A 25,173-nucleotide genomic window follows, 5' to 3' on the forward strand; every position below is an offset into this window, starting at 1 on the left:
CTGAAAGTTTACTGCGCGACTGGTTCGCGCAGTTTTTCTTTGAGGTCATCGTAAAGCGCAATCCGCTCTTCCTCGGACAGGAATGCGCCGATTTCGACTTCGCGACCTTCACCCTTGAGGGTGACGTAGTTCGGAACCGGGCCGCCGCTCTGATGGATCTCGGGGCGGGCCCAATAGCGATTACAGGCCCATTCCTGCTGCCCCCGTCGCGGGTCATGATGTATCAGATGCGCCTGTGTTCCGGTCAGCGTCAGGACTTCGAATATGCTACGGGCCCGATAGTTTGACCGGAGCGCCAGCCAAAGGCCAATTACTGTTAGCAGCAGGAAGGGCAGCAACCCCCAAAGCAAGGCCGAGCCAAGAACGGCCAAAAGTGGGATCAGCCCGAATAGAAAGACCCCAAACACAACTCGCACCGCCCAAGGACGCGGCAGTGAGTTATGCGGCCACAGGCGCAATTCAAGTTCTGAAGTGGTGGTTTGATTCCATCTGTAGGGCATGGCCGGAAGATAGCCCAAAGCGCGTCCGAGTCGACGCTGAAAATTCAGATGACGTGCCCGACGCGGGCCCACGATAGGGCATCGTCCAGCCGATCATCCCCCCAAAAGACTTCGTTCCCCACAACCAGGCTTGGGGCGCCAAAAATGCCCAGCTTAATTGCGCGTAGTGTTTCCGCCTCAAGTGCGGCGACAATGTCGGGGCTGCGCGCGCGGGACAGGATCAGTCGGGGATCCTGCTGACTGCGATGTAGCGCTTCGGACAGGGCGGTTTCGCTGCCGGCCTCTACACCTTCTTCGAACCAGATCCGATATAGAATTTGCGTAAAGTTCTTGCCCCAGCCTTCTTCCATTCCCAACAGCGCTACTTGATTTGCCAAGGCAAGGTCAGAAATGGGGTAGGGCGCAGGAAGCTGGGCGTGCATATGGTACTTAGCCGCCCGACGCTCAATGTCGCGCCACATATAGGCGGATTTGACGGGTTTCCCTGCAAAGGGGATGTTCTTCTGCTGCGACATAACTGTGCGTACATTGAACGGCCGCCATGTGACGGACGCATCGTGTTCAGAACACCAATCGTCCAGGCGCATGATCGTCAGAAAGCTGTAGGTGCTTCCGATAGAGTACCAGAAATCAAGATCGGGCATGTGAACCCTCGGGGTAGCCGATTGTTTTGCCTTTACCAGAGTACCCTATTTTGACCGATCTGGCGAATTTCCGGTGGCACGCCACTTAGAAATGAAAAACCCCGCCAAGTTGGCGGGGTTTTCTGTTGGTTCAGAGGGATCAGTGCGCGTGGCCCTTGTCCCAGTCTTCTTGCTTGGGCAGCTGCTCGAACGTGTGTTCGGGCGGCGGCGAGGGCAGGGTCCATTCCAGCGTATCCGCGTATTCGTTCCACGGGTTGTTCCGGGTCTCACGTGCGCCACGGAACAAGGCGTAGAACACGATACCAAAGAACAGCAGGAACGAGGCGAAGGATACAAAGGCACCAATCGACGAGACATAGTTCCACTGCGCGAACGCTTCGGGATAATCGATGTAGCGACGTGGCATGCCCTGACGGCCCAGGAAGTGCTGCGGGAAGAAGGTCAGGTTGGCGCCGATGAAGAACAGCCAGAAGTGAACCTTGCCCCAGAACTCTGAATACTGACGGCCTGTCATCTTGGAGAAGTAGAAGTAGATTCCGGCAAAGATCGCAAACACAGCGCCCAGCGACATCACATAGTGGAAGTGTGCAACCACATAATATGTGTCGTGATAGGCGCGGTCGATACCAGCCTGCGACAGAACCACACCGGTCACACCGCCAACGGTGAACAGGAAGAGGAAGCCGAAGGCAAACAGCATCGGTGTCTTGAACTCGATCGAGCCGCCCCACATGGTGGCAATCCACGAGAAGACTTTAACGCCGGTGGGAACCGCGATGACCATCGTTGCCAGCATGAAGTAGGCTTGCTGCTGGACCGACATGCCAACTGTGTACATGTGGTGTGCCCACACGACAAAGCCCAGTACACCGATCGCAATAAGTGCCCAAACCATCGGCAGGTAACCGAAGACTGGCTTGCGCGAGAAGGTCGCGATGATGTGGCTGATAAGGCCAAATCCAGGTAGGATTACGATGTACACTTCTGGGTGGCCAAAGAACCACAGGATGTGCTGATACAGGATTGGATCACCACCACCGGCCGGATCAAAGAAGGTGAAACCAAAGTTGCGGTCCATTAGCAACATGGTGATCGCACCTGCCAAAACCGGCAGCGACAGAAGAATCAGCCACGAAGTGATGAAGATCGACCAGCTGAACAGCGGCACCTTGAACAGGGTCATGCCCGGGGCACGCATGTTCAGGAAGGTGGTGATCATGTTGATCGCGCCGAGGATCGAGGAGGCGCCCGATACGTGCACGGCAAAGATCGCAAGGTCCATGGACATGCCGCCCTCGCTCGTCGACAGCGGCGGGTACAAAACCCAGCCGACGCCCGAACCAAGCTGGTCGTTACCACCGGGGCTCAGCAGCGAGGCCACGCCCAGCGAAGTACCGGCGACATAGAGCCAGAAGGACAAGTTGTTCATCCGCGGGAACGCCATGTCCGGCGCGCCAATCTGCAACGGCATGAAATAGTTGCCAAATCCGCCGAATAGGGCAGGGATGACCACGAAGAACATCATCAGAACACCGTGGTAGGTGATCATCACGTTCCACAGATGCCCGTTCGGAGTGCAGAGCTCGGCACCGCTGCCGAACAAGCGGAACCCTTCCATGCACATGTGCTGTACCCCGGGCTCCATCAATTCGATCCGCATGATAACAGTCATCAGAACTGAGATTAGACCGGCCAGGGCCGAGACGATCAGGTACAGAATCCCGATGTCCTTGTGGTTGGTCGACATGAACCAGCGGGTAAAGAACCCGCGCTGGTCTTCATGGTCGTGACCATGAATGGCTGCGTCTGCCATTAGGTGCCTCCTGTTGCAACTACACCGCGCTGTCGGACCTCTCCAACGCGCGGGATTCCTGCTGGTTTTAGATTGCGTGGGGGCGACCTTCAATGGTCGAGTTTGATCTGGATCAAGATTAATTGTCGCGGGTGCCGGTTGCAGGGCTTCGAAAAAGAGCACAACTTTCGGCAAATGGAGGAGACCGGATGGTTCTGAACTACGTGGCGACCGAAAAGGCTCAGGCGGCCACCGGGCTACGCATGATCGTTGTCGGAGGTGTGCCAAGCCCTTGGAGCGAAGCCGCAAAGAGTATTCTTCACGTAAAACGTCTGCCTTGGCTGCCAGTTTATCTGGACCATCAGGACCGGGCGCAGACCATCTGGGCGCAAACGGACAGCGCACCGGTTGTGTTCTGGAAAGATGAGGCACCGCTTTCCGAAACGGCCGATATTGTCGCCTTGGCACAACGAATCGCGCCTGAACCAGATTTGTTGCCAGCATCAATGGCGCCCGACATTCTCGCCTTCATTGACTTACTTGCGGCCCCAAATGGATTGGGCTGGCAAAGGCGGCTTCAGCAAATCCATGCTGGTATGCGAGGCCAAGAAGGTGGGTTCCATCCCAAGATTGCCGACTATCTTGGCAAGAAATACGGCTATGATACAGAAGCAGGTGAAATGGCTGCCGATCGCGCTGATGGGATATTGAAACGCGTCAGTAGCAAGCTCACAGAAAGTGGTGATTTTCTGTTTGGCAACACGCTCACTGCAGCAGATATTTATTGCGCTGCCTTCATGGCTTTGTTCGCACCGTTGCCGGAAGAGTTGTGTGCTATGCGGCTGAGTACCCGAAGGGTTTTCGAGCATATATCCGATCCTGTAAGGGATACTCTTTCGGCAGGTTTGCTGTTGCATCGGGACAGGGTATACCGCGATTTTCTGGAAACACCTTTGTCGCTCTGATCGCATGTGCATTGCGTCTTGACCGCCAAGATGCGGCACCGCACAAACACCTCATGAAAAACGTCCAAACGGAGGCCGAGTATGTCTGCCTATGATCCCGATAACATTTTCGCCAAGATCCTGCGTGGTGAAATCCCTGCAAACCGGGTCTATGAAGACGACGACACACTGGCCTTCATGGACATCATGCCGCGCACGGACGGGCATCTGCTGGTGATCCCGAAAACGCCTTGTCGCAACGTGCTGGATGCCAGCCCAGAACAGCTTGCTTCTGTGATCTCAACGGTTCAGAAGATGGCGCAGGCGGTGAAAGCGGCCTTTGATGCGGATGGCGTCACCATCCAGCAGTTCAACGAGGCTGCAGGTGGGCAAGAAGTGTTTCATCTGCATTTTCACGTTCTGCCGCGGCACGAAGGCGTTTCGATGCGACCACCGGGCAATATGGGTGATTTTGACCTGATCGCTGAAAACGCCGGTAAAATCAAAGACGCGCTGGCCTGATCACCCGCTACAGGATCAGTGCGATCCAAGGCATTTGCTATGGTCGCCAAACGCGTTCAGCACTTCACATACATGGTCGTGGGTGCCGTCACAGGCGGCTGTGATGCGTTCCAGTTCGGCCTCAAGGCTGCGCAGCAATGTAATCCGGTTGCGCAGTTCAGTCAGCTGACGATCCGCGATTTCATGAACATGGTCCAGATCCGCCCCCTGCGCCCCTTCCAAAGAAAGCAACGCTTCGACATCCGGCAAAGGCAGGCCCAGATCACGCGAGTGGCGGATAAATTGGAGGCGTTTCAGAGCAGTCTCGTCATATCTGCGCTGATTGCCCGCCGTCCGATACGGCTTGGCCAACAGGCCTTTTTCCTCATAGAAACGGATCGTGGGCACCTTGACCCCGGTTTGGCGCGACAAATCTCCGATTGAGTACATTTTGTGCTTTTTGCCTCTTGAACCTCTAGTGACTAGAGGAATTACATAAGATGGCAGTACAAAACAAGGATCTGATCTGCCATGTCACATAACCACACCCACTCTCACATTGATCCGAATGCCGGTGACCGGAGGGTGGTCGGAGCGATCGGCGTCAATATGGTATTGACGCTTGCACAAATAGTGGGGGGCATTTTGTCTGGCTCACTGGCCTTGATCGCAGATGCCTTGCACAATTTTTCAGATGCCATCGCGCTGATCATCGCGTTTTTCGCTCGTAAGATTGCGCGACGCCCGGCAGATCCAAGGATGAGCTTTGGTTATGGCCGGGCAGAGGTTGTGGCCGCTCTTGTTAACTACACCACTCTTGTCGTTCTGGCCGTTTACCTGATGTACGAAGGTGTCATGCGGTTTATAGAGCCCGAACCGGTGAATGGCTGGATCGTCGTCTGGATCGCAGCGCTGGCCCTGATCGTCGATCTGATCACAGCTGTCCTGACCTATTCGATGGCAAAGGACAGCATGAATATCCGGGCGGCCTTTCTGCATAACGTGGCAGATGCCTTGGGCTCATTGGCTGTGATCGTCGCCGGGTCCATGGTCATCGTGTTCAACTGGACATGGGTGGATCCCGCCGTAACCATTCTGATCTCGGTCTACATCCTTTGGCATGTGAAATCTGAAATTGGCGAAACCATTCACGTCTTGATGTTGGGCGCACCATCCGACCTTGACCCAGAAGAGGTCGCTTCGATGATCGAGGCCACCGAGGGCGTTGTTTCGGTCCATCACGTTCATCTGTGGAGTATGCAGGAGCATGAACCTGCCCTGACTGCACATGTGGTTGCGACCAGCCACGCAGACGAAGATGCCAGGTGGCTTTCCACAACCATCAAGAATGCGCTGCAGGATCAGTTCGGGATCGGCCATGCAACGCTTGAAATTGAAAGTGGGGAAGAGGTTTGTGGCCATCCGGCCCGGTTTGGACATGACAAACACGAGCACTAGAAAAGAAATTGCCGTTCCGATTTGGGGTCGGAACGGCAGACTCGTAACCAAAACACTTACCTGTTTTCCCAGGGTATACCTGCGATCACCGGCTTAACACACCACTCACTCTAGAACGGTAAATCCATACTAGGCGTTAATGGGACCCAAGTATTCATATTTGTGAAATTTAACTAGATTCCGTCGGAAACCAGACGGACCAATCGGGAATTGTTTCCAAATTTTGAAACAGAGCGGATCTGACGGCAGGATTGTAGTCGGTGCCGGGCTGTTTTTCGATTCGTGATCCGAGTTATTCCGCCCCCGCGGGCCCAAAAACCTCAGCGAAGGTTTTTCTAAGCGCGTTGTCCACATCATCCATCGCGACCGGAAGACCCAGATCGACCAGAGAAGTCACGCCATGGTTCGAGATGCCGCAGGGTACGATCCCAGAGAAATGGCTCAAATCCGGTTCGACATTGATCGAGATGCCGTGAAAGCTGACCCATTTACGCAATCGCAGGCCGATCGCCGCGACTTTGTCCTCGGCTTTTTCGCCTGCTGGCGTCAGCGGCTTGTCATCCCGTTGCACCCAGACACCAACACGGCCGTCGCGGATTTGCCCGGTCACGTTGAACTCGGCCAAAGCTGCGATCACCCAATTCTCAAGCTGCTTTACAAACTTGCGCACATCCCTGCCGCGTTTGTTCAGGTCCAGCATGACATAAGCAACGCGCTGCCCCGGACCATGATAGGTGTATTCACCACCGCGTTTTGACGTATAGACTGGAAATCTGTCCGGGTCTTTCAGGTCTTCGACCTTGGCTGAAGTGCCCGCTGTGTACAGGGCAGGGTGCTCAAGTAGCCAGATACACTCATCCGCCTCACCCGCCGCGATATCGGCCACGCGCGCCTCCATAAAGGCGATGGCCTCATCATAGTCGGTCAATCCGTCAGTAATCTTCCATTCCATGTCGGCTCCTTAGCGGCTGGATGCATGGATGGAAAGACCTAGGCTGCTTCGGTCAAACAGCGCTGCAGGACCTGTGTATAGCTGTCCGCTCCCTGCGCCCCAGTCAGCAAGTACTTTCCGCCAAACACCATTGCGGGAACGCCGGAAATACCACGACTGGTCCAGTATTGCTGTTTCTCTCGAACCGGCGCGGCATGAGCACCTGATTCAAGCACCCTGCGCGCAGCATTCCGATCCAGACCGGCAGTTTCCGCGGCCTCAAGCAGAACTTCAATATTCGAAACGTCCATTTGCTTGGTGAAATAGGCCTCGAACAAGGCCAATTTCAGTGGATGCTGGCGACCCTGAGCCTCGGCCCAGTCAAGAAGCTGATGTGCAGCAAATGTGTTTACGATGCGACTTTCTTCATCAAAGGCGAAGGTAAAGCCCAAGTCAGCCCCGATTTGCGTCAATCGATCCCGCATCGCTTGGCTTTGTTCCGTCGAGGAGCCGTATTTCTCGGCAATGTGCTCACGCAGGTTCTGACCCTCGGGCGCCATGTTTGGGTTCAATTCGAACGGATGCCAGCGCAGCTTTGCCAGAATATTTTGCTGTTTGAGCGCCAGATCCAACTGCCGGAATCCAACAATGCACCAGGGGCAAACCACATCCGAGACTATGTCGATCTGAACGATGGGGCGAGGGTCGGGCGAGGTCATGGCGGGGCTCCTGACGGGGTCATTTGGACGACAACCTGTTAAAGATAAGAGCGCCGAATGGGAATTCAAACCAACGTGATTTTTGCCTCTTCACATCTTGATCATCAAGGTCTATACGCCCCACTACCAAGTCACTAACAGTGCGGTCGTGGCGGAATTGGTAGACGCGCAGCGTTGAGGTCGCTGTGGGGTAACACCCGTGGAAGTTCGAGTCTTCTCGACCGCACCAAGTGATTGGACTTCATTCTTTTTAGGCCGAAATTCGCGACGCTCTGGGCGCCTTCAATCAACGATGCGAAAGCCGCCCACAAGTAGACAGCTGACAAGGACAGGTAGCTGGATAACTGTCCGATCTTAGAATTCAGGTTGTGGAACTATTCGGCGTCGACTTACCGGGCAGGGACCTGCAATTCAATTCGCCGGAATATCAGCGTGATGAAGCCTGCAATGATCAGATAGATCAGTGCCAACAGCAGCAGCGGTTCATAGACCACGAAGGTGTCCGCCCGAATTCTGGACGACACGGCGTAGATCTCGACCACTGTGATCGTCGCCACCAGCGGGGTTGCTTTCAGCTGCAGGATCGTCTCACCGCCTAGCGTCGGCAGCACGCTGCGAATGGCCTGAGGCAGCCAGATCCGGCGGAACATGGTGAACCGAGGCATGCCAAAGGATTGCGCCGCTTCGAGCTGACCCTTCTTAACGCTGGCAAAGGCGCCGCGCATGATTTCGCCCTCGTAGCCCGCGTAAGACAGGGTCAGGGCCAGAACCGCATAGGGCCAAGCCTGTCGCAGATAGGGCCACAGCTCGCTGCCGCGTATCCATGGAATCTGAGGGAAAAGCGATCCAAGCCCATAGTACAACAGCCAGATTTGCAGAAGAATTGGGGTGCCGCGAATGACGGTGCAGAACACTTTTGCCGGTGCCGAAAGGTACCAGGGACCAATCGCCTGAGCGAGACCCAGTGGAACGGCGAGCAAGAACCCAAGCACACAGGTGACGGCCAACAGCCAAATGGTCCTCCACAGACCTTCAAGCGCCAGCGGGGCATAGGTTGGAATCCAATCCCAGCGCAGTGAGACGGCGCACCAGATAACGAAAGCAGCAAAAAGTGCCATCAGCACGATCCGATGCGGCTGCATGAGTGCTCGCCAGTCCATTATCGGCTTCCTCCCTTCAACGAAGGCTGCCCACGACGGGCCCATTTCTCGATACGCGCGAACACGACACCGGAACAAAGCGTGACGATCAAGTACAAGGCACCTGCAGCAAGGAAGAAGGTGAAATAGGCGCGGGTGCTGGCCGCAGCCTGACGGGTCTCCAGCGTCAATTCGCTAAAGCCGACAATGGCCAGCAGGGCCGTATCTTTAGTTGCAATGAGCCACAGATTGGCCAATCCAGGCGTGGCAAAAGACATCATCGCGGGAATTGTCACCCGCCGCATGAGCAAAAGAGAGGGCATGCCATAGGCACGGGCGGCTTCGATCTGACCAGTAGGAACCGCTTGAATCGCCCCCCTGAGGACCTCGGTCGCATAGGCGCCCTGAACAATGCCCAAAACCCATATACCGGCGACAACGCCGCTGATTTCGACTCGGCCATATCCCATTGCCTGCGATGCCTGGTTGATCAGGTCTGTACCGACGTAATACAGGATAAGGATTAGCACCAGCTCAGGCACGGCGCGCATCACTGTCGTATATATGCCGAGCAGGTCACGTGTGACCGGCCCGCCATATAGTTTTCCATAGGCCCCGAAAAGCCCGATGATCAACCCGAACCCGAACGCTCCAAAAGCGATCTGCAACGAGTTAGCGAGGCCACGCAGAAGGTTGCCGCCCCATCCCGGAGGACTAAGGGCAAGCAACTCCATGCTTTGGGCCAAACCCAGGCTTTCGAGGATAGCTTCCACGGCGAACCTTACTCGCTATAGATGCTGGTTGTGAAATAGCGCGAGGTGATTTCGTCATGCGTGCCATCGGCAAGAATTGCCGCGATACCCGCATTCAGCTTTTCACGCAGCGCATCGTCACCTTTGCGGACACCCGCGCCGACGCCACGGCCCAGGATGGCAACGTCATTCTCGACCGCCCCTTTGATTTCACAACAGGCACCAGTGTCAGAAGAGACAAAATCTGCCATGGCGATGCTGTCGGCCTGGGTCGCGTCGATACGACCGGCGAACAGATCCTGATTTGCCTCGTCCTGGGTCTGATACACCCGGATTTCTGCGGCATCTTTGAAATGCTCATTGGCATAGGCCTGATGGATCGTGGACGCCTGAATGCCGATGATCTTACCGGCCAGAGATTCTGGTGTCGGTTCAATGTCCATCGACTTGTCGGCGACGATAACGGCCGGAGTGTTGTAGTAAGGGTCGCTGAAGTCGATCGTTTTCATACGCTCTTCGGTGATCGACATCGACGCCATTAGTGCATCAATCTGCTGACCGGTCAGTGATGGGATGATCCCGTCCCACGCAACCGGAGTGATCACACATTCAAGCTGGGCTGCGGCACAGACCGCATCAATAACCTCGACCTCCCAGCCGACCCATTTGCCAGAGGCATCCAGCGATGCGAAAGGCGGATAAGGCTCGGCTGCGATCCCGATCTTGACTTCATCTGCGCCAGCCGTTCCAGCCGAAAGCACAGCAGCAGCCAAAGCGGCCACGATTAGCTTTTTGTTTTTCATTGATATTCTCCCTGTTTGATATTTTGTTTGTTCAGCCGACTGATTTTAGGAATTGTTGCAGCCTTGCGGATTTCGGATTGTCGAAAAGTTCGTCGGGTGGCCCCTGTTCCTCGATCTTTCCTTCGAAAAGATACACAACATGGGTCGCAACCTCGCGCGCAAACTTCATCTCATGCGTGACCAGCAACATGGTTCGGCCCTCGGCCGCCAGATCGCGAATTACGGTCAGTACTTCACCAACAAGTTCTGGATCTAACGCGCTGGTTGGCTCGTCAAACAACATTACGCTGGGATCAACGGCAAGAGCACGCGCAATTGCAGCGCGCTGTTGCTGACCGCCTGACAGAAAGGAAGGGAAGGTTTCCGCCTTGTCGCCAAGCCCAACGCGCTCCAGCAACTGGTGCGCGCGCTTGATCGCCTCGTCCCGCGGCACTTTCAGCACGTGAACGGGCACCTCGATGACATTTTCCAGCAGCGTCCGGTGGGTCCAAAGGTTGAAGGCCTGAAACACCATTGCCAGTCGGGTGCGGATGCGTTCCAGCTGACGCCGGTCCTTAGGCGTGCCATCCGGGCGCATCTCAATCGGCTCGCCGTTTACGACGATTTCTCCGGAACTGGGCGTTTCAAGGAAATTGATACAGCGAAGGAACGTGGATTTCCCCGAACCACTGCCTCCGATGATGGCGACGACGTCACCCTGATGGGCAGTAAGTGAAACGCCTTTGAGAACTTCGAGCGAGCCAAAAGACTTGTGCAAGTCAGTGACCCGAATGGCTTCATCCGGCGTGGTTTCTGGGTCAGCGTTCATTTTGCAGTTTCATCCCTCTCAACCGTTTTTTTACTTGCAGCTTTAGCAAATCCCTACAATTATGCAACTGTATAATTATAATTTCTGGAAAGATAGATGTCGGATCACGCAACAAAATTCAAGCGAGAACCCGCGGAGCAGCGCAAAGAGGCGTTGATCCAGGCCACGCTGTCTTTGATCGCCGAGCAAGGTTTGCAAGGTGCGACCGTTCGGGCGATTGCCGAGCGGGCCAGTGTAACTCAGGGTCTGATCCGGCACTATTTTTCTTCGAAAGAAGATTTAATTACAGCAGCTTATGACTTTCATATGCGGCGGCTGACGGATATGACGTCGGCCCCTGCAGACGGAGATTATAGCACAGCCAGATTGCGGCTGGCGACGTTTGTAACGACCGGGCTGACCCATCCGGTGGTCGATCCGGGGTCAGTGTCCCTATGGGCGGGCTTTTTGAACAAAGTTCTGGCGGACGACAAAATGCAAGCGATCCACGAACAGACATATCGGGATTTTCGTGACCGCTTGGAATCACTCATTGCAGATGCGCTGAACGAGGTAGGCATACCAGCCAGCCCGACGGAACTGCGCAGGTTGGCTATCGCATGCAACGCCGTGGTCGACGGCTTGTGGATGGAGGGCGGCGCCCTGCCATACGCCTTTGAGCCGGATGAGCTGCCCGAGATTGGGCTTGCTTCGGTTGGGGCAATTATCGGTGTTGAATTGACGGATCTTGAGCAGAGGCAGACATGAAGAAAACAGCGATTACCGAACGCCTTGCCGGCCTGGGTGGCGCCAAATGGGAAGTTTATCTCAAGGCCAAGGAACTTGTCGAGCAGGGGCAGGATATCATCGAATTGACCATTGGCGAGCCGGATGTGCCAACGCCCACCGAACTGGTGGAAAGCGCTGTGGACGCTTTGCGCGCCGGGCGTACCAACTACTCCAATGGGCGTGGTGAGGCTGGACTGCGCTCAGCACTGGCCGACCGTTATTCGGCCAGATCCGGGCGCACGATCACGGATAATCAAGTGCTGTGTTTTCCAGGCACCCAGACCTCGCTTTTTACCGTCCTGATGGGCGTGGCCGAGGCGGGTTGTGAGGTGCTGGTGGGCGATCCAATGTATGCAACCTATCAAGGTGTGGTACGCGCAAGCGGTGCGGATATTGTGCCGGTTCCATTGCGGCCGGAAAACGGTTTTCGTATTTCTGCGGATGATATCGCGGACAGGATTACCGCGAAGACCACTGCGCTTTTGTTAACCACACCGCATAATCCTACCGGGTCGATCCTGACACGCGAAGACATAGACGCAATCGGCAAGCTGGCTATCGAGCATGATCTATGGATCATTTCTGATGAGGTTTATGAAGAACTGATCTTTGACGGATCTGTGTTTACCTCACCCCTGTCGCGGTCCGAGTTGGCGGATCGGGTAATCGTCGTCTCGTCGATATCAAAATCCCATGCCGCCCCCGGATTCCGCAGCGGTTGGTGCATTGGCCCCGAGGAGTTTACCGCGCGCCTTTTGTCGCTGTCGGAAACCATGCTGTTTGGAAACCAGCCCTTCATCGCCGACATGACCGAGACGGCTATTCGCAACGGATCATCCGTGGCCGAAGGCATGGCACAACGGTACGCCCGTCGCGCCCGGATGCTGAACGACAGGCTGCCGAACGAGACACATCTGCGTGTGCATCTTCCACAGGCAGGTATGTTTGCGATGATTGATGTCTCGGCCACCGGGATGAATGGAAACGAGTACGCCTTTCATCTGCTCGAACATGGCAAAGTCGCGGTGATGCCGGGGCCGTCTTTCGGTGACACGGTTGATAACTGGGTCCGTATCGCGCTGACGGTGGACGACGCGATCTTTACCGAAGCCTGTGACCGGATCGTTGCCCACGCGACCCAACTGCAACTGGAAAACGCATGACGAGCATTGGTGAGGCGCTGGTTGATCAACTGGTCAGGCGCGATGTGGATACCGTGTTTGGCATCCCCGGCGTGCATACGGTCGAACTGTACCGCGGGCTGGCCGCATCGGGCATTCGCCATGTCACCCCACGACACGAGCAGGGGGCAGGGTTCATGGCTGATGGTTATGCCAGGGTATCCGGCAAGCCCGGCGTTGCCTTTGTGATTACCGGCCCCGGTCTGACCAATACACTCACGGCGATGGGGCAGGCTCGGGCAGACAGCGTTCCGATGCTGGTTGTGTCTGGGGTCAACACGTTGTCCAGTCTTGGCAAAGGGCTTGGTCACTTGCATGAGTTACCGGATCAACGAGCGATGGCGCGAACAGTCGCTCTGTCATCGGACCGAGTTGAAAAGTCAGTTGAACTAACAGCCGCGTTGGACCGCGCCTTCGCCCTGTTTCAATCCGGTCGCCCAGGGCCAACACATATCGAAATCCCGCTAGACGTTGCGGGAGACGAGTTTGCTGGTTCGACCGATGCTGCGAAAGGTCCCGTCGATAAGTCTCTTGATCTGGCGCTTCTTGACCGTGCTGCCAAGCTACTGGGGTCGGCAAAAGCGCCGGTCATTCTGGTCGGCGGCGGTGCGCGCAGCGCGGGCAGGCCGATCCGGCAGCTGGCCGAAGCGCTGGATGCGCCGGTTGTTCAAACCGTGAATGCGCGCGGGTTGATGTACGATCACCCGTTGAGTGTACCAGCAAGCCCAAGCCTGAATTCAGTGCGTGCTTTGATCGAACAGGCCGACGTGGTTCTGGCTTTGGGGACTGAGCTGGGCCAGACGGACTACGATATGTACGCCACCGGCACGATGGCTGAAATGCCATCCCTGATCCGTGTGGACCTATGCCCCGATCAGCTGAAGCGCCACGCAGCGGACATCGCCATTGTTGGTGATGCGGCAATGGCAGCGGCCGAACTTGTGGATCGGTTTGCCGCATCGCCCAAGTCGGCAAACGGTGCCGCGCGCGCGACTACTTCGCGGCAGAACGCGGTCGAAGAAATCGGGCCAGAAATGCAGGCGTTACTGGATGTGCTGAACGCCATGCGCGATGCAGTCCCTAACGCGATCATGGTGGGCGATTCTGCTTATCCGATCTATGCAGGAAACCTGTACTACGATCATGATCGGCCCGGCGGGTGGTTTAACGCCGCGACCGGGTTTGGAGCGCTTGGATATGGCATACCCGCCGCGATCGGCGCTGCATTGGCGGACCCTGACGCTCCGGTCATTTGTATCGCAGGCGACGGCGGGGCGCAGTTCAGCCTTCCTGAGCTGATGTGCGCCGTTGATGAAAAACTGCCGATCACCTTCGTGATCTGGAACAACCACGGTTATCAGGAAATCGCCACATCAATGCAGGCGGTCGGTGTGACTGTGCTGGGATGCGATCCGACCCCACCGGATTTTGAAAGCGTCGCCCGGTCGTGCGGCATGCCGTTCTGGCGCACTGGCCCCGACCCGTTGGACGTGGCCCAAGCTTTGTCGTCTGCACAATCCCAAGATGGCCCGCGGCTTGTTGAAATCCGCGCGCCAAACCAATCACACTCTTGATGAAAAGTGAGACCGAAAATGACTGACCCGACCTATGAATTCTCGCGCGCGATTACCCGTCGCCCAGCAGCGTCCATCACCGATGGTCTGCGTGCCGAAGATATCGGTACACCGGACCTAGACCGAATGCTTGCATCTCATGCGCATTATGTTGAAACCCTCAAGAAAACCGGAGCAGAGGTTATCGAACTGGCTCCCCTTGAGACGTATCCGGATGCCGTCTTTGTCGAAGATACCACACTGTGTCTTCCTCAGGGTGCGGTGATGATGCGCCCCGGTGCACCCAGCCGCATGGGTGAGGTGGCCGAGATGGAGCCGACAATCCGCGGCGTTTATGACGAGGTTCGGCAGATCGCTGGGCCCGGCCATATTGAAGGCGGGGACATTCTGGTAACGGGTCGCGAAATTCTGGTTGGCCGGTCAGATCGGACCGATGCGGCGGGTGTCACAGAGCTGACCGAAATCGTTTCCGACTGGGGCCACACCGTACGCGAGGTTTTTACACCACCGGGCGTGCTGCACTTCAAAACGGATTGTTCGTTGCTGGATGGGGAAACCATCCTGTCCACGAAGCGGCTGGACGCATCCGGCTGCTTCGAAGGATATCGGGTTCTGCATGTGGCAGAAGGCGAAGAAGCCGCTGCAAACTCGATCCGGTTCAACCAATTTGTCCTGGCTCCGGCCGGCTTCCCGCGTACCACCGAGATGTTGCGCCAGAACGGTTATGATGTGGTCGAAATCGACAATGTGGAATGCGCCAAACTGGATGGCGGAATGTCATGTCTGTCGCTGAGATTCTGACCTGATTCACGATTCAGAACCGACTAACCTTGAACCAGCCAAATGCGTCCTGCTGCAGCCAAAGAAAGAGTAGGCGCATTTTGGCGTGATTAAGGTTAGCCGCCTCAACCACTTGGATACTCATTCGAAATAGTATGATCCCTATCCAGTGGGTGTAGCTTTGCACCAGTTTCGCGCAGTATTTCTTTTGCACCCAAATCCCATCTCGCCCGTGCTTGCTGGGTTGTGTATGACTTGGGCAAAGAAGTTATGGCAGGAAATACATGTCTCAGGCGCTCACCGTATTCACGACGATGAAGAACGAAGGCCCCTATATGCTGGAATGGGTCGCATTCCACAAAACAATGGGAGTCGATCACTTTGTGATCTTCACCAATAGCTGTGAAGACGGCACGGATGCCATTGCCCGCAGGCTGCAGGAATTGGGTCTTGCCACACATGTCCCGAACGAGGTCAAAGAAGGGGGAAACCCGCAGCATCAGATGCTACGGCGCGCGCGGCGTCAGCCCAAAGTGAAAGAGGCCGACTGGCTGATGTGTCTGGATGTTGATGAATTCTGGAACATCCGCTGCGGTGACAACAGCTTTGCGGCGCTGACCGCAGAAACCGAACAGCGGGCCGGAAAGCCGGTGGACGCGATATCCTTCGCGTGGAAACTGTTTGGTAGTTCGGGGAATATCAGCTTTGAAGACAAACCTGTGACCGAGTCCTTTTCGATGGGGGATCAGGAATTCCCGTATCATTCCGGCCGTGCTTATGGTCTGAAAACCCTGTTTCGGAACAACGGAAAATTTACGCGGTTCGGCCCGCATCGCCCGAAAGGGGTCGAAGAAGGGAAAGAAAGTGAAATCGCTTGGTCCGATGCCGGTGGCAGGCTGTTTCCGTCCGAGAAGGTCGGGTGGCGCGCATGGAGGAAATTTGATCATTCGCTGGGGCGGATTCATCACTATTCCGTCCGGTCTTTGGATGGGTTTCTGGTCAAAAGGGATCGGGGCCGGACCAATCATATCCGCGTAGACCAAGGGCAAGCCTATTGGCAGGACATGAATGCCAACAAAGAAACAGATCACTCGATACTGCCAGCAGCGCATCGCGCGGCCCCATTGCTGGCCGAACTGAAAGCCGATGAAGAACTCGGCCGCCTGCACGCGCAGGCATGTGACTGGCATCGCGCCAAGATATCAGAGATCAAGTTGCGGCCTGACTGGGTGGATTTCCGCCTCTGGCTTGCGGAAAATCTGGTCTGATCACCATGGCAGAAGACCTTTCAAAAGAGCAGCTCAAGCCTGATCACCCCGATCGTAAGACGGGGTATGAACGGATTCTGACAGACCCTGCGCCCCCTTGGTTTGTCGAGCTGTATCCAGGTGGGGACGGGACCGGGTTTCTGCAAAAGCTGAACAGACACTCGGTTTTGTTTCACCAAAGGCCTGCGTCCCGGCTTGTGGTCAGCTTTGACAACATTGCCAATGCCAACGACCTGTCTTTTTCCCGCGAACCCTGGGGCTGGAAGTTCTTCCGTGACGAAGGCTGGTCCCATATGGGGATATTTGCGCGGACCAAAGCCTGGTACCGCGATCCCGAGATCATCTCGTATTTTCAGACCCAAGCGGATCAGGGTTTTTTTGCACAGTTTGATCAGGTTGTGTTTGCGGGCGCTTCGATGGGCGGATTTGGAGCGCTGACATTCTCGACCCTTGTTCCCGGCGCCAATGTCATCGCTTTCAATCCGCAGACAACGCTGGATGAACGGCTGGTCCCGTGGGAGACCCGGTATCGGTTCGGGCAGGTGCAAGACTGGGATCTTCCCTTTAGCGATGCCGCGCAAACTGTTGAGAATGTGGGGAAAGCCTACGTTTTCTATGATCCCTTTTTTGATCTCGATCGCCAGCAGGTATCGCGATTGAAGGGCGATAACGTTTTGCTGCTTAAGACATGGTTTTCAAACCATTTCGCGGCCCCGATGCTGCGCAAATTGGATATACTGAAGCCGGTTATGCTCGAGGCGATGGACGGCACACTGGAACCCCAGGCCTATTACCGGATGATGCGGGCACGGCGGCGACTGCCTTTGTATATGCGCGGGATCGAGGCGATTGGCGGCGAACGTCACCCACAGCTTGTTACGCAAGCAAGGCAGAGGTTCCGGCGGCTGCGGCGCGCAGCCTTGGCCGAAGCAGCCTCATGAAGCCCGAAAAGGGGGTCTTTATCGGCCAGCGCAAAGACCGGATGGGTGCCCGGTTGCTGATGATGCTGACCTGCATCCGGTTGGCCGAGGATTTTGACACCAGCTATCGGGTCAACTGGTTTCCCAAAGGTGCGGATGCGCCAGAGCTGGACCAGCCGCAAGAATTGTTCTCACAAGAGTGGATGGATGAGCATTTCCTGAGCACCGAATCCTTTGATGCTCTAGGCGAGGATGCCTTGCCGATATGGTCGTTTCAGGGCGATGCGATACCGGACCGGCTGATATCCCATCTGAATTCCGGCCGCTCTGTTGTCGTCGAGGAAGGCTTTGAGGTTCTGGCCTTTCAATGGGAAGATGTCGAGCAGATCCGCCCCCGGTACCGAGAGTTCATCCATCAGATCGGGTTCACGGATGAAATCCGGAACATTATGGAAAAGGCAGATGCCAAACTAAGTGGCAAGGGGGTGTCGGCCTATCACATTCGCCGTGGCGACATCCTGAATGGCCTGCCGTGGAAGCATACGACCTGGCCGGCAAAGATCGAACCGGAAGAACTGTATGCGGCACATCTTGAAAAAAACGCAGGGTGTGCCGCGATCATGTTTTCAGATCAGTCCGAGATTGTGGCCCGATTCCAAGTGCAGTTTCCGCACCTTATGCAAATGTCAGATATCGCGGATCTTTCCAGTCTGACCCGCGCACAACGAGACTTTCTGGAACTCTATACCATGTCGCGCGCGGATCAGGTGATTGCACCGTTTATCTCGGCGTTTTCCATGGCAGCAGCGCGGATTTCCGGGCAACAAAGGAAGGTTTTTCGGGATGTTTTAGCGGAAAAGGACATCAACCAGGCCAACGAACAGATGATTGAACGGTTGCGCCTTGGTCCGGAAGAATTTCTAAATCTCTCAGAAGCCGCTCATATCTATTCCAAAGCGTCCTTTTATCTTCATGGTTTGGGCGCGGGAGATAGGGCCGAAGAGGCATTGGAACTCGTTCAGCCGCTGATGGATGCAGGTTCTGATAATGCTTTTGTGCCGCTGCTTCAGGCATTGAATTACTTTTACCTGAACCGATGGGCTGAAGCGTTGGAATTGACGGAAGAGGCCCTGAAGAACCCACATATCTGGCCGGAAGATTTTGCAGTCGCTACGGCACTAAAGGCAGCAATCTTGGGGGGGCAGAAAAAGCGCTGGATGGCAGCGCAAGTGCTTAGCCGGGCGTTCTGGACCAAACCAATGCGGCCGGATGTCATCATATTTGGCTCTCGGCTTTTGTATCGCGATCAAATCGCCCATCGCGCTATGCCGCCGATAGATTGGGCAATGCAAAAGATTATTCGGAGGCCTTGGTTCAACTATAATTCCCACGTTGCCCAAAGAAAAGTTCTGGTGCGCTTGCCCTGTAATTTCGACCTGATCCTATTGGATTGGGCTAGTCTGTCCGTAGATCAAAGGGCGCGCCGTCTAACCTCCAACCGATCCCGCTTGCAGACTTTGGCTGACGGGCTAGAAAGCTCAACTCAGTTGCCCGAGGACGTTCGCATTTCCCGCGAAGACCCGCGCTTTGAAGGGGTCCAATCTTTGCTGCGTTTGCATTTGGGAGATACATCTTTGGCGCAGTCTTTGGATATTGCGCGGAAAGTGGCCAAGCACCTTCCGGATAACCCGTTATACTCAAAGCGACTGGCCGAACTGTATGGGAAAGATGGAGATTTTGTAAACGGAAGGCTGGCCATGGCAGATGCGTTGGCCTGTGATCCGGGCAACCCATTTCTGGTCTTTGCGATGGGGCAATACCTTGAAAGGAACGGGGCCGAAGAACAGGGGCAAAACCAAATTATTCAGGCTGCGGAACTGGATGACAATACAGCGGCGATTCAAGGAGAGGCCGGCAGGATATTTCTGCAACGAGGTGAAAAGCAGAATGCGCGCGTTCATCTTTCCAAGGCCCACGCGCTGTGCCCAACCCTAAAACGATATTCCAATCAGCTGAAACGTGCGGGTGGAAAATAGACGGATTTCTCTTGGTGACCGGCTTGAATACCGGTAGTTTGCGGTCAAAATCTTAAACAAATCTCCGATACCACCGGGGCAATGAAAACAAGCAGGGCAGTCAGGTATGGCCGAACAGGATTCTCGATATATCAGCGTTACCCCTATGAAGAACGAAGGACCATTCGTTCTTGAATGGATCGCCCATAATCGTGCCATTGGTGTGGACCAGATTGTGGTCATGACCAATGACTGTACCGATGGTACAGATGCCTTGCTGCAGCGATTGCATGACCTTGGCATTGTCACGCATGTCGACAACAACTCGAGACGTCAGACCAGCCCGCAAAAACGCGCCTATAACACCTTTCTGAAAATGGAAGTGGCCCGTCCACAGGATTGGGTGATCGTTATCGACGCGGATGAACATATTAACGTCAGAACCGGCGACCATACATTGCGTGCGCTGACAGGTGCCATGCCGGATGCAAAAACGATTTCAATGACTTGGCGTCTATTCGGAAACGCCGGCATTGTTCGGTACGAGGACCGTTTCCTGTCGGATCAGTTTCGCCAAGCTGCACCTGAGCGTATTTTTCGACCGCCGCAAGCTTGGGGCTTTAAGACCATGTTCCAACGCGGCGTATGGGATGCGCTCGGTGTCCATCGACCGAAAAGGCCGACCGTTGAAACGATGGAAGAATGCCATTGGTACAACGGATCCGGTCAACCGATGCCCGAAAGGTATTTTACTGCCAGTTGGCGATCGGCGCGGGACTCCGTCGGGTACGAGCATGTTCAGATCAATCACTATGCTCTGAAATCCTGTGAAAGTTATCTGGTCAAGAAAATGCGTGGTCGGGCCCATCATCTGGGGGAAAGCCTTGGGATGGAATATTGGAACATGATGAACCAAAACGCCGAAACTGAGACCTCGATCGACACAATCCTCGATCGGAAACGGGCTTTGTACTACGAAATGCTGTCAGACGCTGAGACGGCACGCCTGCACCATATGACCTGCGATCTGCATCGCCAGCAGGTTGCCCAGTTGCGCGAACAACCCGAGATGCAAGACCTCATGCGTCAGATGACCGCCGGGTTCTCAGCCAAGGCCGAGACCTGAGGTCGCTTGGCGAATAGGAACGTTTCATGCTTTGGCTACACATAGGAATGCCCAAGACTGGGTCGACTGCGTTACAGGGGTTTGTTCGCAAAAACGGTCAAGTGATGGCTGGGGCCGGATTACACTATATGGAAACGGGCCGCAGGCGAACCGAGGGGCAGGGGCGTCTGGCCAGCAGTCATAACCTGATTGCCTTCCACATGAACCAAACCGATCAGCCGGTCACCGCCCTGCGCGAAGCGATGGCAAGGGAATATGCTGAGCATGAGGATAAGGCATGCTTGGTATCGTCTGAGATGTTGTACTCAGTCGATCTGCACAAACTGGCCGAGATTTTCGCTGAGATCCCCGCGCGTGAGATGAGGATTGCTTTCTACTGCCGTAGATATTCTGACTTTTTCGAAGCCGACTATAAACAAAGGGCAAAGAACGGCAGGCTTGCCGGGGGCGGCTCTGAATATATTCGTACCCAGCTGGACGAGATACGTGCGCATCCTGAGCGTTTCAGCTTTGCCAGTGCTGCGGCTCGGATAAGGTCAGCTTTTCCGGGCGTCTCGTTGGTGCCTATGCTGTATGAGCGCTCTGAAATGGCTAATGGCAACATTATCGATGATTTTCTGGATCGCATCGGCGTCCAACTGCCCTTGGACAGCAAGACCGAAACATCGTCCAATCCTTCGCATTCAAGAGCCGCGTGTGAGGCGTTTGGTGTGGTCACTAGGGCTATGGGACGCAAGAAAAGTCGCCAGTTGCGACGTCGGGCTGTCGATGATCCCGTGATGATGCGTAAGAATGATGTGCTTGAACCGGATGAACGTACCTGGCTGGACTCGTTTATGGCAAATGAAGATGTGAGTTTTCATCAAGAGTTCTTTCCCGACCGGACGCAGCTTTTTGCCCCTGTCAGGTTGAGTATGCATGATCAGTCGTTTCGCCGGGACACAGCCGCGGAATATCAGGCGCTGCGCCAGGCATCCGAGATCGTGTTTCGCATGGCGCTAGAGGGTTAGACCTCATTCGACGGTAATTTCCTGGCGCTGCCGGCCAGTGGTTTTGTCAAAGATCAGGATGCGATTGTCATCAGTCACAACCGCAAACCAGTTGTTTCCAATGGTGACCGCCTGTGCTTTTGCGCCATCGGGCAACTCAACCTGATCGGGCAGGGTAGGGGTCCGGTCCGATAGCCGGATGACAATCAGTGCGAATGTCACTAGAACCCCGCCAATCATCACCGCGGTCAGCAGCATGACCATTCTCCGCAGCAGGCGAAGCTGCGGCGTTTCCTGCGGTTCTTGGGGTTCAGAAGGGACAGTCATGGGCACTCGCCAGATTGAGTTTCAAATCGCGGCCGATCCGCCGCCCCGCCTTGATAAGGCGCTTTCCCGCGATGTGCCAGCGGGGGAAAGCCTGTCGCGGACCCGATTGGGGAAGTTAATCGAAGAGGGGGCCGTGATGATCAACGGAACCGCCACCCGCGACCCCAATGCCAAGGTTGCCGAAGGCACAGTGGTGGCGATCACCGTGGCCGAGGCCGAAGACAGCCATATCGGCCCCGAAGACATCCCGTTGGAGGTTGTGTTCGAAGATACTGATCTGATCGTGGTCAATAAACCGGCGGGTATGGTTGTGCATCCTGCGCCCGGTTCACCGAACGGGACATTGGTCAATGCGTTGCTGCATCACTGCGGTGATGACCTGTCTGGCGTAGGCGGCGTAAAGCGCCCCGGCATCGTGCATCGCATCGACAAGGAAACCAGCGGGTTGCTGGTGGTGGCCAAATCCGACGCGGCCCATCACGGGCTTGCCGCACAGTTCGAGGCACACAGTGTCGAACGCTATTATCGCGCCATTTGTTACGGTGTCCCGGATGCCAATGATCCCCGGTTGCGCGGCGTCAAAGGTGTCAGTTTTGAACCCGGAAATATTATGCGGATCACCACTCAGCTGGCCCGTCACAAAACAGACCGGCAACGGCAGGCCGTGCTGTTTCACGGTGGGCGCCACGCTGTCACGCGCGCCCGTCTGGTCGAAACGTTTGGGGCCGCGCAAGGGCTGGCTCTGATCGAATGCTGGCTGGAAACAGGCCGCACGCATCAGATTCGGGTTCACATGACCCATGCCGGTCATGGTCTGGTCGGTGATCCGGTTTATGGGGGCAAGCGGAAACTCGCAGCCAAAGCCTTTAGCGCGGCTGCCGCAGAGGCCGTACGAGACTTTCCTCGTCAGGCGCTTCATGCTGCGGTTTTGGGTTTTGAGCACCCGATATCGGGTGAAAACCTTCGCTTCGAGGCTGTGTTGCCGGATGATATGGAAAATCTGATTGAACAGCTGCGCACACCGCTGACATAATAAGCAAAGTTACGTGAATAACGTTTTCTTAGGTTTCCTTTATCAAACGTTAATTTCAAACTGTTAACGGTACCTCTTGAACGGATCGGGACGACCTCCCATATCCATGTTAACGACTTAAACATTTGTCGGAGGGACAAGAAACATGGCCAATTACGCAAATCTCCCCGCGCCGACGCCGGAAGGCGGGCTGAACCGCTATATGCAGGAAATTCGGAAGTTTCCCCTGCTGGAGCCAGAAGAAGAATACATGCTGGCCAAAAGCTGGGTTGAGAAGCAAGATACTGAAGCTGCACATAAAATGGTGACCTCCCACCTACGGTTGGCGGCCAAGATCGCTATGGGTTATCGCGGTTATGGGCTTCCACAGGCCGAAGTGATCTCCGAGGCCAATGTCGGTCTTATGCAGGCCGTGAAACGGTTTGACCCGGAAAAAGGGTTCCGGCTGGCGACCTATGCCATGTGGTGGATTCGCGCCTCGATTCAGGAATACATTCTGCGGTCATGGTCTTTGGTCAAACTGGGTACAACCTCGGCGCAGAAAAAGCTGTTTTTCAACTTGCGCAAAGCTAAGGCACGCATCGGTGCGCTTGAAGAGGGCGACCTGCGTCCGGAAAACGTGGCCCGGATCGCAAATGACCTTGGTGTGACCGAAGCAGAAGTGATCAGCATGAACCGCCGGATGTCCGGTGGCGACGCCTCTCTGAATGCGACCGTCGGGTCCGAGGGTGAAGGCACCATGCAATGGCAGGACTGGCTTGAGGACGAGGATGCCGATCAGGCGGGCGACTATGAGGCCCGCGATGAGCTCGACGCCCGCCGCGAGCTGTTGGCGGCTGCTCTTGAAGTTTTGAATGACCGGGAAAAAGACATTCTGACCCAACGCCGCCTGATGGATCAGGCCGTCACACTGGAAGAGCTGAGTACGCAGTACAATGTCAGTCGCGAACGCATTCGCCAGATTGAAGTCCGCGCTTTTGAGAAACTTCAGAAGAAGATGCGAGAGCTTGCCCGAGAAAAGGGGATGCTGGCCACAGCCTGACCTCTTCGTTAATTGAACGGGCCCGGTGCGACATTGGTCGTGCCGGGTTTTCTATTTGTGTTAGCGCTAATGACACTCGGACTGAGGGCGATTACAACAGACCGGATCAAAGCCATAGGGGGTGTCCATGATGCAGAATCCGGTGAATTGGGGCGTATTGGGAGCTGCGAAATTCGCGCGGCAATATATGGCCCCGGCAATCCACGCAGCTGAGGGCGCGCGTCTGGCGGGCCTTGCGACGTCCGATCCCGCCAAAGCCGAACCGTTTCAGGCCTTTTGCCCGGATTTGACGGTTTATCACAGTTATGATGCGTTGCTGAACGACCCACAGATTGAGGCCGTTTACATCCCGCTGCCCAACCATTTGCATGTCGAATGGAGCCTTAAGGCACTGGACGCCGGTAAACATGTGCTGTGTGAAAAGCCGATGGCTATGACCGTGTCCGAATTTGCCCCATTGATCAACAAACGGGATGAGACCGGATTGTTGGCGGCCGAGGCTTATATGATCGTCCAACACCCTCAATGGAAGTTTGTACGCAAGCTGATCGCCGACAAGGCGATCGGGAAATTGGCCCATGTGACGGGTGCGTTCAGCTTTGACAGCCGGGCGGATACGGCAAACATTCGCAACCGGGCTGAGACCGGCGGAGGTGGGCTGCGTGATATTGGCGTCTATGTGATTGGCAGCGCGCGCTTTGTCACCGGGCAGGAGCCGATTCAGGTCGAATCCGCCATCCGGTGGGAGGATGGGGTCGACGCTTTTACCGAGATTCGCGCTCAGTTCCCGGATTTCACCTATTCCAGCTATGTCTCGATCCGAATGCATCCGCATCAAGAGATGGTGTTTCATGGCGACCGCGGCATGATCCGGCTGACCGCGCCGTTCAATCCGCGTGTGTTCGGAGAGGCGCGTGTCGAATTGCACCGCCCCGGCCTGGAAATACAGGTCACACGTTTCCCCGCAGACGATCACTATAAGTTGCAGGTCGAAGCTTTTTGTCGTTCGGTCCGTGAGGGTGCCGAATATCCGTGCCCGCTTGAGTTTTCACGCGGCACGCAGGAAGTGATTGACCGTGTGCTGGAGAATGCAATGGCGCTGCCATGACTTGCCACGCTTCTTGAACCGCTGCAAAATCGGCTAACACCTTTACAGGAG

The 25,173-nt window shown here is 55.6% G+C and carries 26 protein-coding genes and 1 tRNA gene; 16 read left to right on the forward strand and 11 right to left on the reverse strand.

Features of this window, described 5'->3' with window-relative positions:
- Nucleotides 1-8: 8 nt before the first annotated feature.
- The 3 genes from AC2FLE_RS02575 to ctaD all read right to left on the reverse strand — a co-directional run bounded on the left by AC2FLE_RS02575 (nucleotide 9) and on the right by ctaD (nucleotide 2,957).
- Nucleotides 9-500, reverse strand: coding sequence for a DUF2244 domain-containing protein (locus tag AC2FLE_RS02575; RefSeq protein ID WP_496695061.1), 492 nt, complete (start codon nucleotides 498-500; stop codon nucleotides 9-11).
- A 44-nt stretch (nucleotides 501-544) separates the two neighbouring features.
- The gene (locus AC2FLE_RS02580) at nucleotides 545-1,144 is read right to left on the reverse strand and encodes a 2-hydroxychromene-2-carboxylate isomerase (protein WP_142634478.1); all 600 of its coding nucleotides are present in this window, start codon (nucleotides 1,142-1,144) and stop codon (nucleotides 545-547) included.
- Nucleotides 1,145-1,283: 139 nt separating this feature from the next.
- Entirely contained in the window at nucleotides 1,284-2,957 is a 1,674-nt protein-coding gene (gene ctaD, locus AC2FLE_RS02585; RefSeq protein ID WP_142634476.1) for a cytochrome c oxidase subunit I, read from the reverse strand.
- 188 nt (nucleotides 2,958-3,145) lie between these two features.
- Here ctaD and AC2FLE_RS02590 point away from each other — a divergent pair, with 188 nt between their 5' ends.
- Nucleotides 3,146-3,901, forward strand: coding sequence for a glutathione S-transferase family protein (locus AC2FLE_RS02590; RefSeq protein ID WP_496695064.1), 756 nt, complete (start codon nucleotides 3,146-3,148; stop codon nucleotides 3,899-3,901).
- Nucleotides 3,902-3,982: 81 nt separating this feature from the next.
- Entirely contained in the window at nucleotides 3,983-4,402 is a 420-nt protein-coding gene (locus AC2FLE_RS02595; RefSeq protein ID WP_496695066.1) for an HIT family protein, read from the forward strand.
- Between the two features lie 15 nt (nucleotides 4,403-4,417).
- Here AC2FLE_RS02595 and AC2FLE_RS02600 read toward each other — a convergent pair whose 3' ends face one another.
- Nucleotides 4,418-4,831: a MerR family transcriptional regulator gene (locus AC2FLE_RS02600; protein WP_281972282.1), complete on the reverse strand. Its 414-nt coding sequence runs from the start codon at nucleotides 4,829-4,831 to the stop codon at nucleotides 4,418-4,420.
- Nucleotides 4,832-4,912: 81 nt separating this feature from the next.
- Here AC2FLE_RS02600 and AC2FLE_RS02605 point away from each other — a divergent pair, with 81 nt between their 5' ends.
- Nucleotides 4,913-5,839, forward strand: coding sequence for a cation diffusion facilitator family transporter (locus AC2FLE_RS02605; RefSeq protein WP_496695068.1), 927 nt, complete (start codon nucleotides 4,913-4,915; stop codon nucleotides 5,837-5,839).
- Between the two features lie 292 nt (nucleotides 5,840-6,131).
- Here AC2FLE_RS02605 and lipB read toward each other — a convergent pair whose 3' ends face one another.
- Nucleotides 6,132-6,791, reverse strand: a complete 660-nt coding sequence (gene lipB / locus AC2FLE_RS02610) for a lipoyl(octanoyl) transferase LipB (RefSeq protein WP_496695069.1) — start codon at nucleotides 6,789-6,791, stop codon at nucleotides 6,132-6,134.
- A 38-nt stretch (nucleotides 6,792-6,829) separates the two neighbouring features.
- Nucleotides 6,830-7,489 carry a DsbA family oxidoreductase gene (locus tag AC2FLE_RS02615; RefSeq protein WP_496695071.1) on the reverse strand — a complete coding sequence of 220 codons (660 nt, stop codon included), beginning with the start codon at nucleotides 7,487-7,489 and terminating at the stop codon, nucleotides 6,830-6,832.
- A gap of 142 nt (nucleotides 7,490-7,631) precedes the next feature.
- On the opposite strand from AC2FLE_RS02615, the gene AC2FLE_RS02620 reads away from it, so the two are divergent.
- Nucleotides 7,632-7,718: transfer RNA gene (locus AC2FLE_RS02620), tRNA-Leu, on the forward strand.
- Between the two features lie 160 nt (nucleotides 7,719-7,878).
- Here the strand turns inward: AC2FLE_RS02620 and AC2FLE_RS02625 are convergent.
- The 4 genes from AC2FLE_RS02625 to AC2FLE_RS02640 are packed head-to-tail and all read right to left on the reverse strand — an operon-like array spanning nucleotide 7,879 to nucleotide 10,991.
- A complete protein-coding gene (locus AC2FLE_RS02625; RefSeq protein ID WP_496695073.1) occupies nucleotides 7,879-8,649 on the reverse strand; it encodes an ABC transporter permease in 771 nt (256 codons plus the stop codon).
- On the reverse strand, nucleotides 8,649-9,362 hold the full coding sequence (locus tag AC2FLE_RS02630; protein ID WP_496696079.1) for an ABC transporter permease: 714 nt from the start codon (nucleotides 9,360-9,362) through the stop codon (nucleotides 8,649-8,651). The genes AC2FLE_RS02625 and AC2FLE_RS02630 overlap by 1 nt, the downstream gene beginning before the upstream one ends.
- A 47-nt stretch (nucleotides 9,363-9,409) precedes the next feature.
- Nucleotides 9,410-10,183 carry a transporter substrate-binding domain-containing protein gene (locus AC2FLE_RS02635; RefSeq protein WP_496695074.1) on the reverse strand — a complete coding sequence of 258 codons (774 nt, stop codon included), beginning with the start codon at nucleotides 10,181-10,183 and terminating at the stop codon, nucleotides 9,410-9,412.
- Nucleotides 10,184-10,214: 31 nt separating this feature from the next.
- Complete coding sequence (locus AC2FLE_RS02640; protein ID WP_282021356.1) at nucleotides 10,215-10,991, reverse strand: ABC transporter ATP-binding protein; 777 nt, start codon at nucleotides 10,989-10,991, stop codon at nucleotides 10,215-10,217.
- A gap of 96 nt (nucleotides 10,992-11,087) precedes the next feature.
- Here AC2FLE_RS02640 and AC2FLE_RS02645 point away from each other — a divergent pair, with 96 nt between their 5' ends.
- The 9 genes from AC2FLE_RS02645 (at nucleotide 11,088) to AC2FLE_RS02685 (ending at nucleotide 21,633) form a co-directional block, all read left to right on the forward strand.
- Nucleotides 11,088-11,738, forward strand: a complete 651-nt coding sequence (locus AC2FLE_RS02645) for a TetR/AcrR family transcriptional regulator (RefSeq protein ID WP_496695076.1) — start codon at nucleotides 11,088-11,090, stop codon at nucleotides 11,736-11,738.
- Nucleotides 11,735-12,922 (forward strand): pyridoxal phosphate-dependent aminotransferase, encoded by a 1,188-nt coding sequence (locus tag AC2FLE_RS02650; RefSeq protein ID WP_496695078.1) that lies wholly within the window; start codon nucleotides 11,735-11,737, stop codon nucleotides 12,920-12,922. The genes AC2FLE_RS02645 and AC2FLE_RS02650 overlap by 4 nt, the downstream gene beginning before the upstream one ends.
- A complete protein-coding gene (locus tag AC2FLE_RS02655) occupies nucleotides 12,919-14,514 on the forward strand; it encodes a 5-guanidino-2-oxopentanoate decarboxylase (RefSeq protein ID WP_496695080.1) in 1,596 nt (531 codons plus the stop codon). The genes AC2FLE_RS02650 and AC2FLE_RS02655 overlap by 4 nt, the downstream gene beginning before the upstream one ends.
- An 18-nt stretch (nucleotides 14,515-14,532) precedes the next feature.
- On the forward strand, nucleotides 14,533-15,315 hold the full coding sequence (locus tag AC2FLE_RS02660) for a dimethylarginine dimethylaminohydrolase family protein (RefSeq protein ID WP_271946472.1): 783 nt from the start codon (nucleotides 14,533-14,535) through the stop codon (nucleotides 15,313-15,315).
- 263 nt (nucleotides 15,316-15,578) lie between these two features.
- Nucleotides 15,579-16,562 carry a glycosyltransferase family 2 protein gene (locus AC2FLE_RS02665; protein ID WP_496695082.1) on the forward strand — a complete coding sequence of 328 codons (984 nt, stop codon included), beginning with the start codon at nucleotides 15,579-15,581 and terminating at the stop codon, nucleotides 16,560-16,562.
- A gap of 5 nt (nucleotides 16,563-16,567) precedes the next feature.
- Nucleotides 16,568-17,503 carry a hypothetical protein gene (locus AC2FLE_RS02670; protein ID WP_496695084.1) on the forward strand — a complete coding sequence of 312 codons (936 nt, stop codon included), beginning with the start codon at nucleotides 16,568-16,570 and terminating at the stop codon, nucleotides 17,501-17,503.
- On the forward strand, nucleotides 17,500-19,518 hold the full coding sequence (locus AC2FLE_RS02675) for a hypothetical protein (protein ID WP_496695086.1): 2,019 nt from the start codon (nucleotides 17,500-17,502) through the stop codon (nucleotides 19,516-19,518). Before AC2FLE_RS02670 ends, AC2FLE_RS02675 begins: the two co-directional genes overlap by 4 nt.
- A gap of 106 nt (nucleotides 19,519-19,624) precedes the next feature.
- Complete coding sequence (locus AC2FLE_RS02680; RefSeq protein WP_496695088.1) at nucleotides 19,625-20,623, forward strand: glycosyltransferase family 2 protein; 999 nt, start codon at nucleotides 19,625-19,627, stop codon at nucleotides 20,621-20,623.
- Between the two features lie 26 nt (nucleotides 20,624-20,649).
- Entirely contained in the window at nucleotides 20,650-21,633 is a 984-nt protein-coding gene (locus AC2FLE_RS02685) for a hypothetical protein (protein WP_496695090.1), read from the forward strand.
- 3 nt (nucleotides 21,634-21,636) lie between these two features.
- On the opposite strand, the gene AC2FLE_RS02690 is transcribed toward AC2FLE_RS02685, so the two are convergent.
- A complete protein-coding gene (locus AC2FLE_RS02690) occupies nucleotides 21,637-21,939 on the reverse strand; it encodes a DUF6476 family protein (RefSeq protein ID WP_142634436.1) in 303 nt (100 codons plus the stop codon).
- Between AC2FLE_RS02690 and AC2FLE_RS02695 the strand changes: the two genes are divergently transcribed.
- From AC2FLE_RS02695 to AC2FLE_RS02705, 3 genes are all read left to right on the forward strand, one after another.
- Nucleotides 21,938-22,972, forward strand: coding sequence for an RluA family pseudouridine synthase (locus AC2FLE_RS02695; protein WP_496695092.1), 1,035 nt, complete (start codon nucleotides 21,938-21,940; stop codon nucleotides 22,970-22,972). The genes AC2FLE_RS02690 and AC2FLE_RS02695 overlap by 2 nt on opposite strands.
- Nucleotides 22,973-23,117: 145 nt before the next feature.
- Entirely contained in the window at nucleotides 23,118-24,014 is an 897-nt protein-coding gene (gene rpoH / locus AC2FLE_RS02700) for an RNA polymerase sigma factor RpoH (RefSeq protein WP_142634432.1), read from the forward strand.
- A 130-nt stretch (nucleotides 24,015-24,144) separates the two neighbouring features.
- The gene (locus AC2FLE_RS02705) at nucleotides 24,145-25,122 is read left to right on the forward strand and encodes a Gfo/Idh/MocA family protein (RefSeq protein ID WP_496696081.1); all 978 of its coding nucleotides are present in this window, start codon (nucleotides 24,145-24,147) and stop codon (nucleotides 25,120-25,122) included.
- The last annotated feature ends 51 nt before the right edge of the window (nucleotides 25,123-25,173 follow it).

The sequence above is a fragment of the Ruegeria sp. CDSA077 genome, from assembly GCF_059612265.1.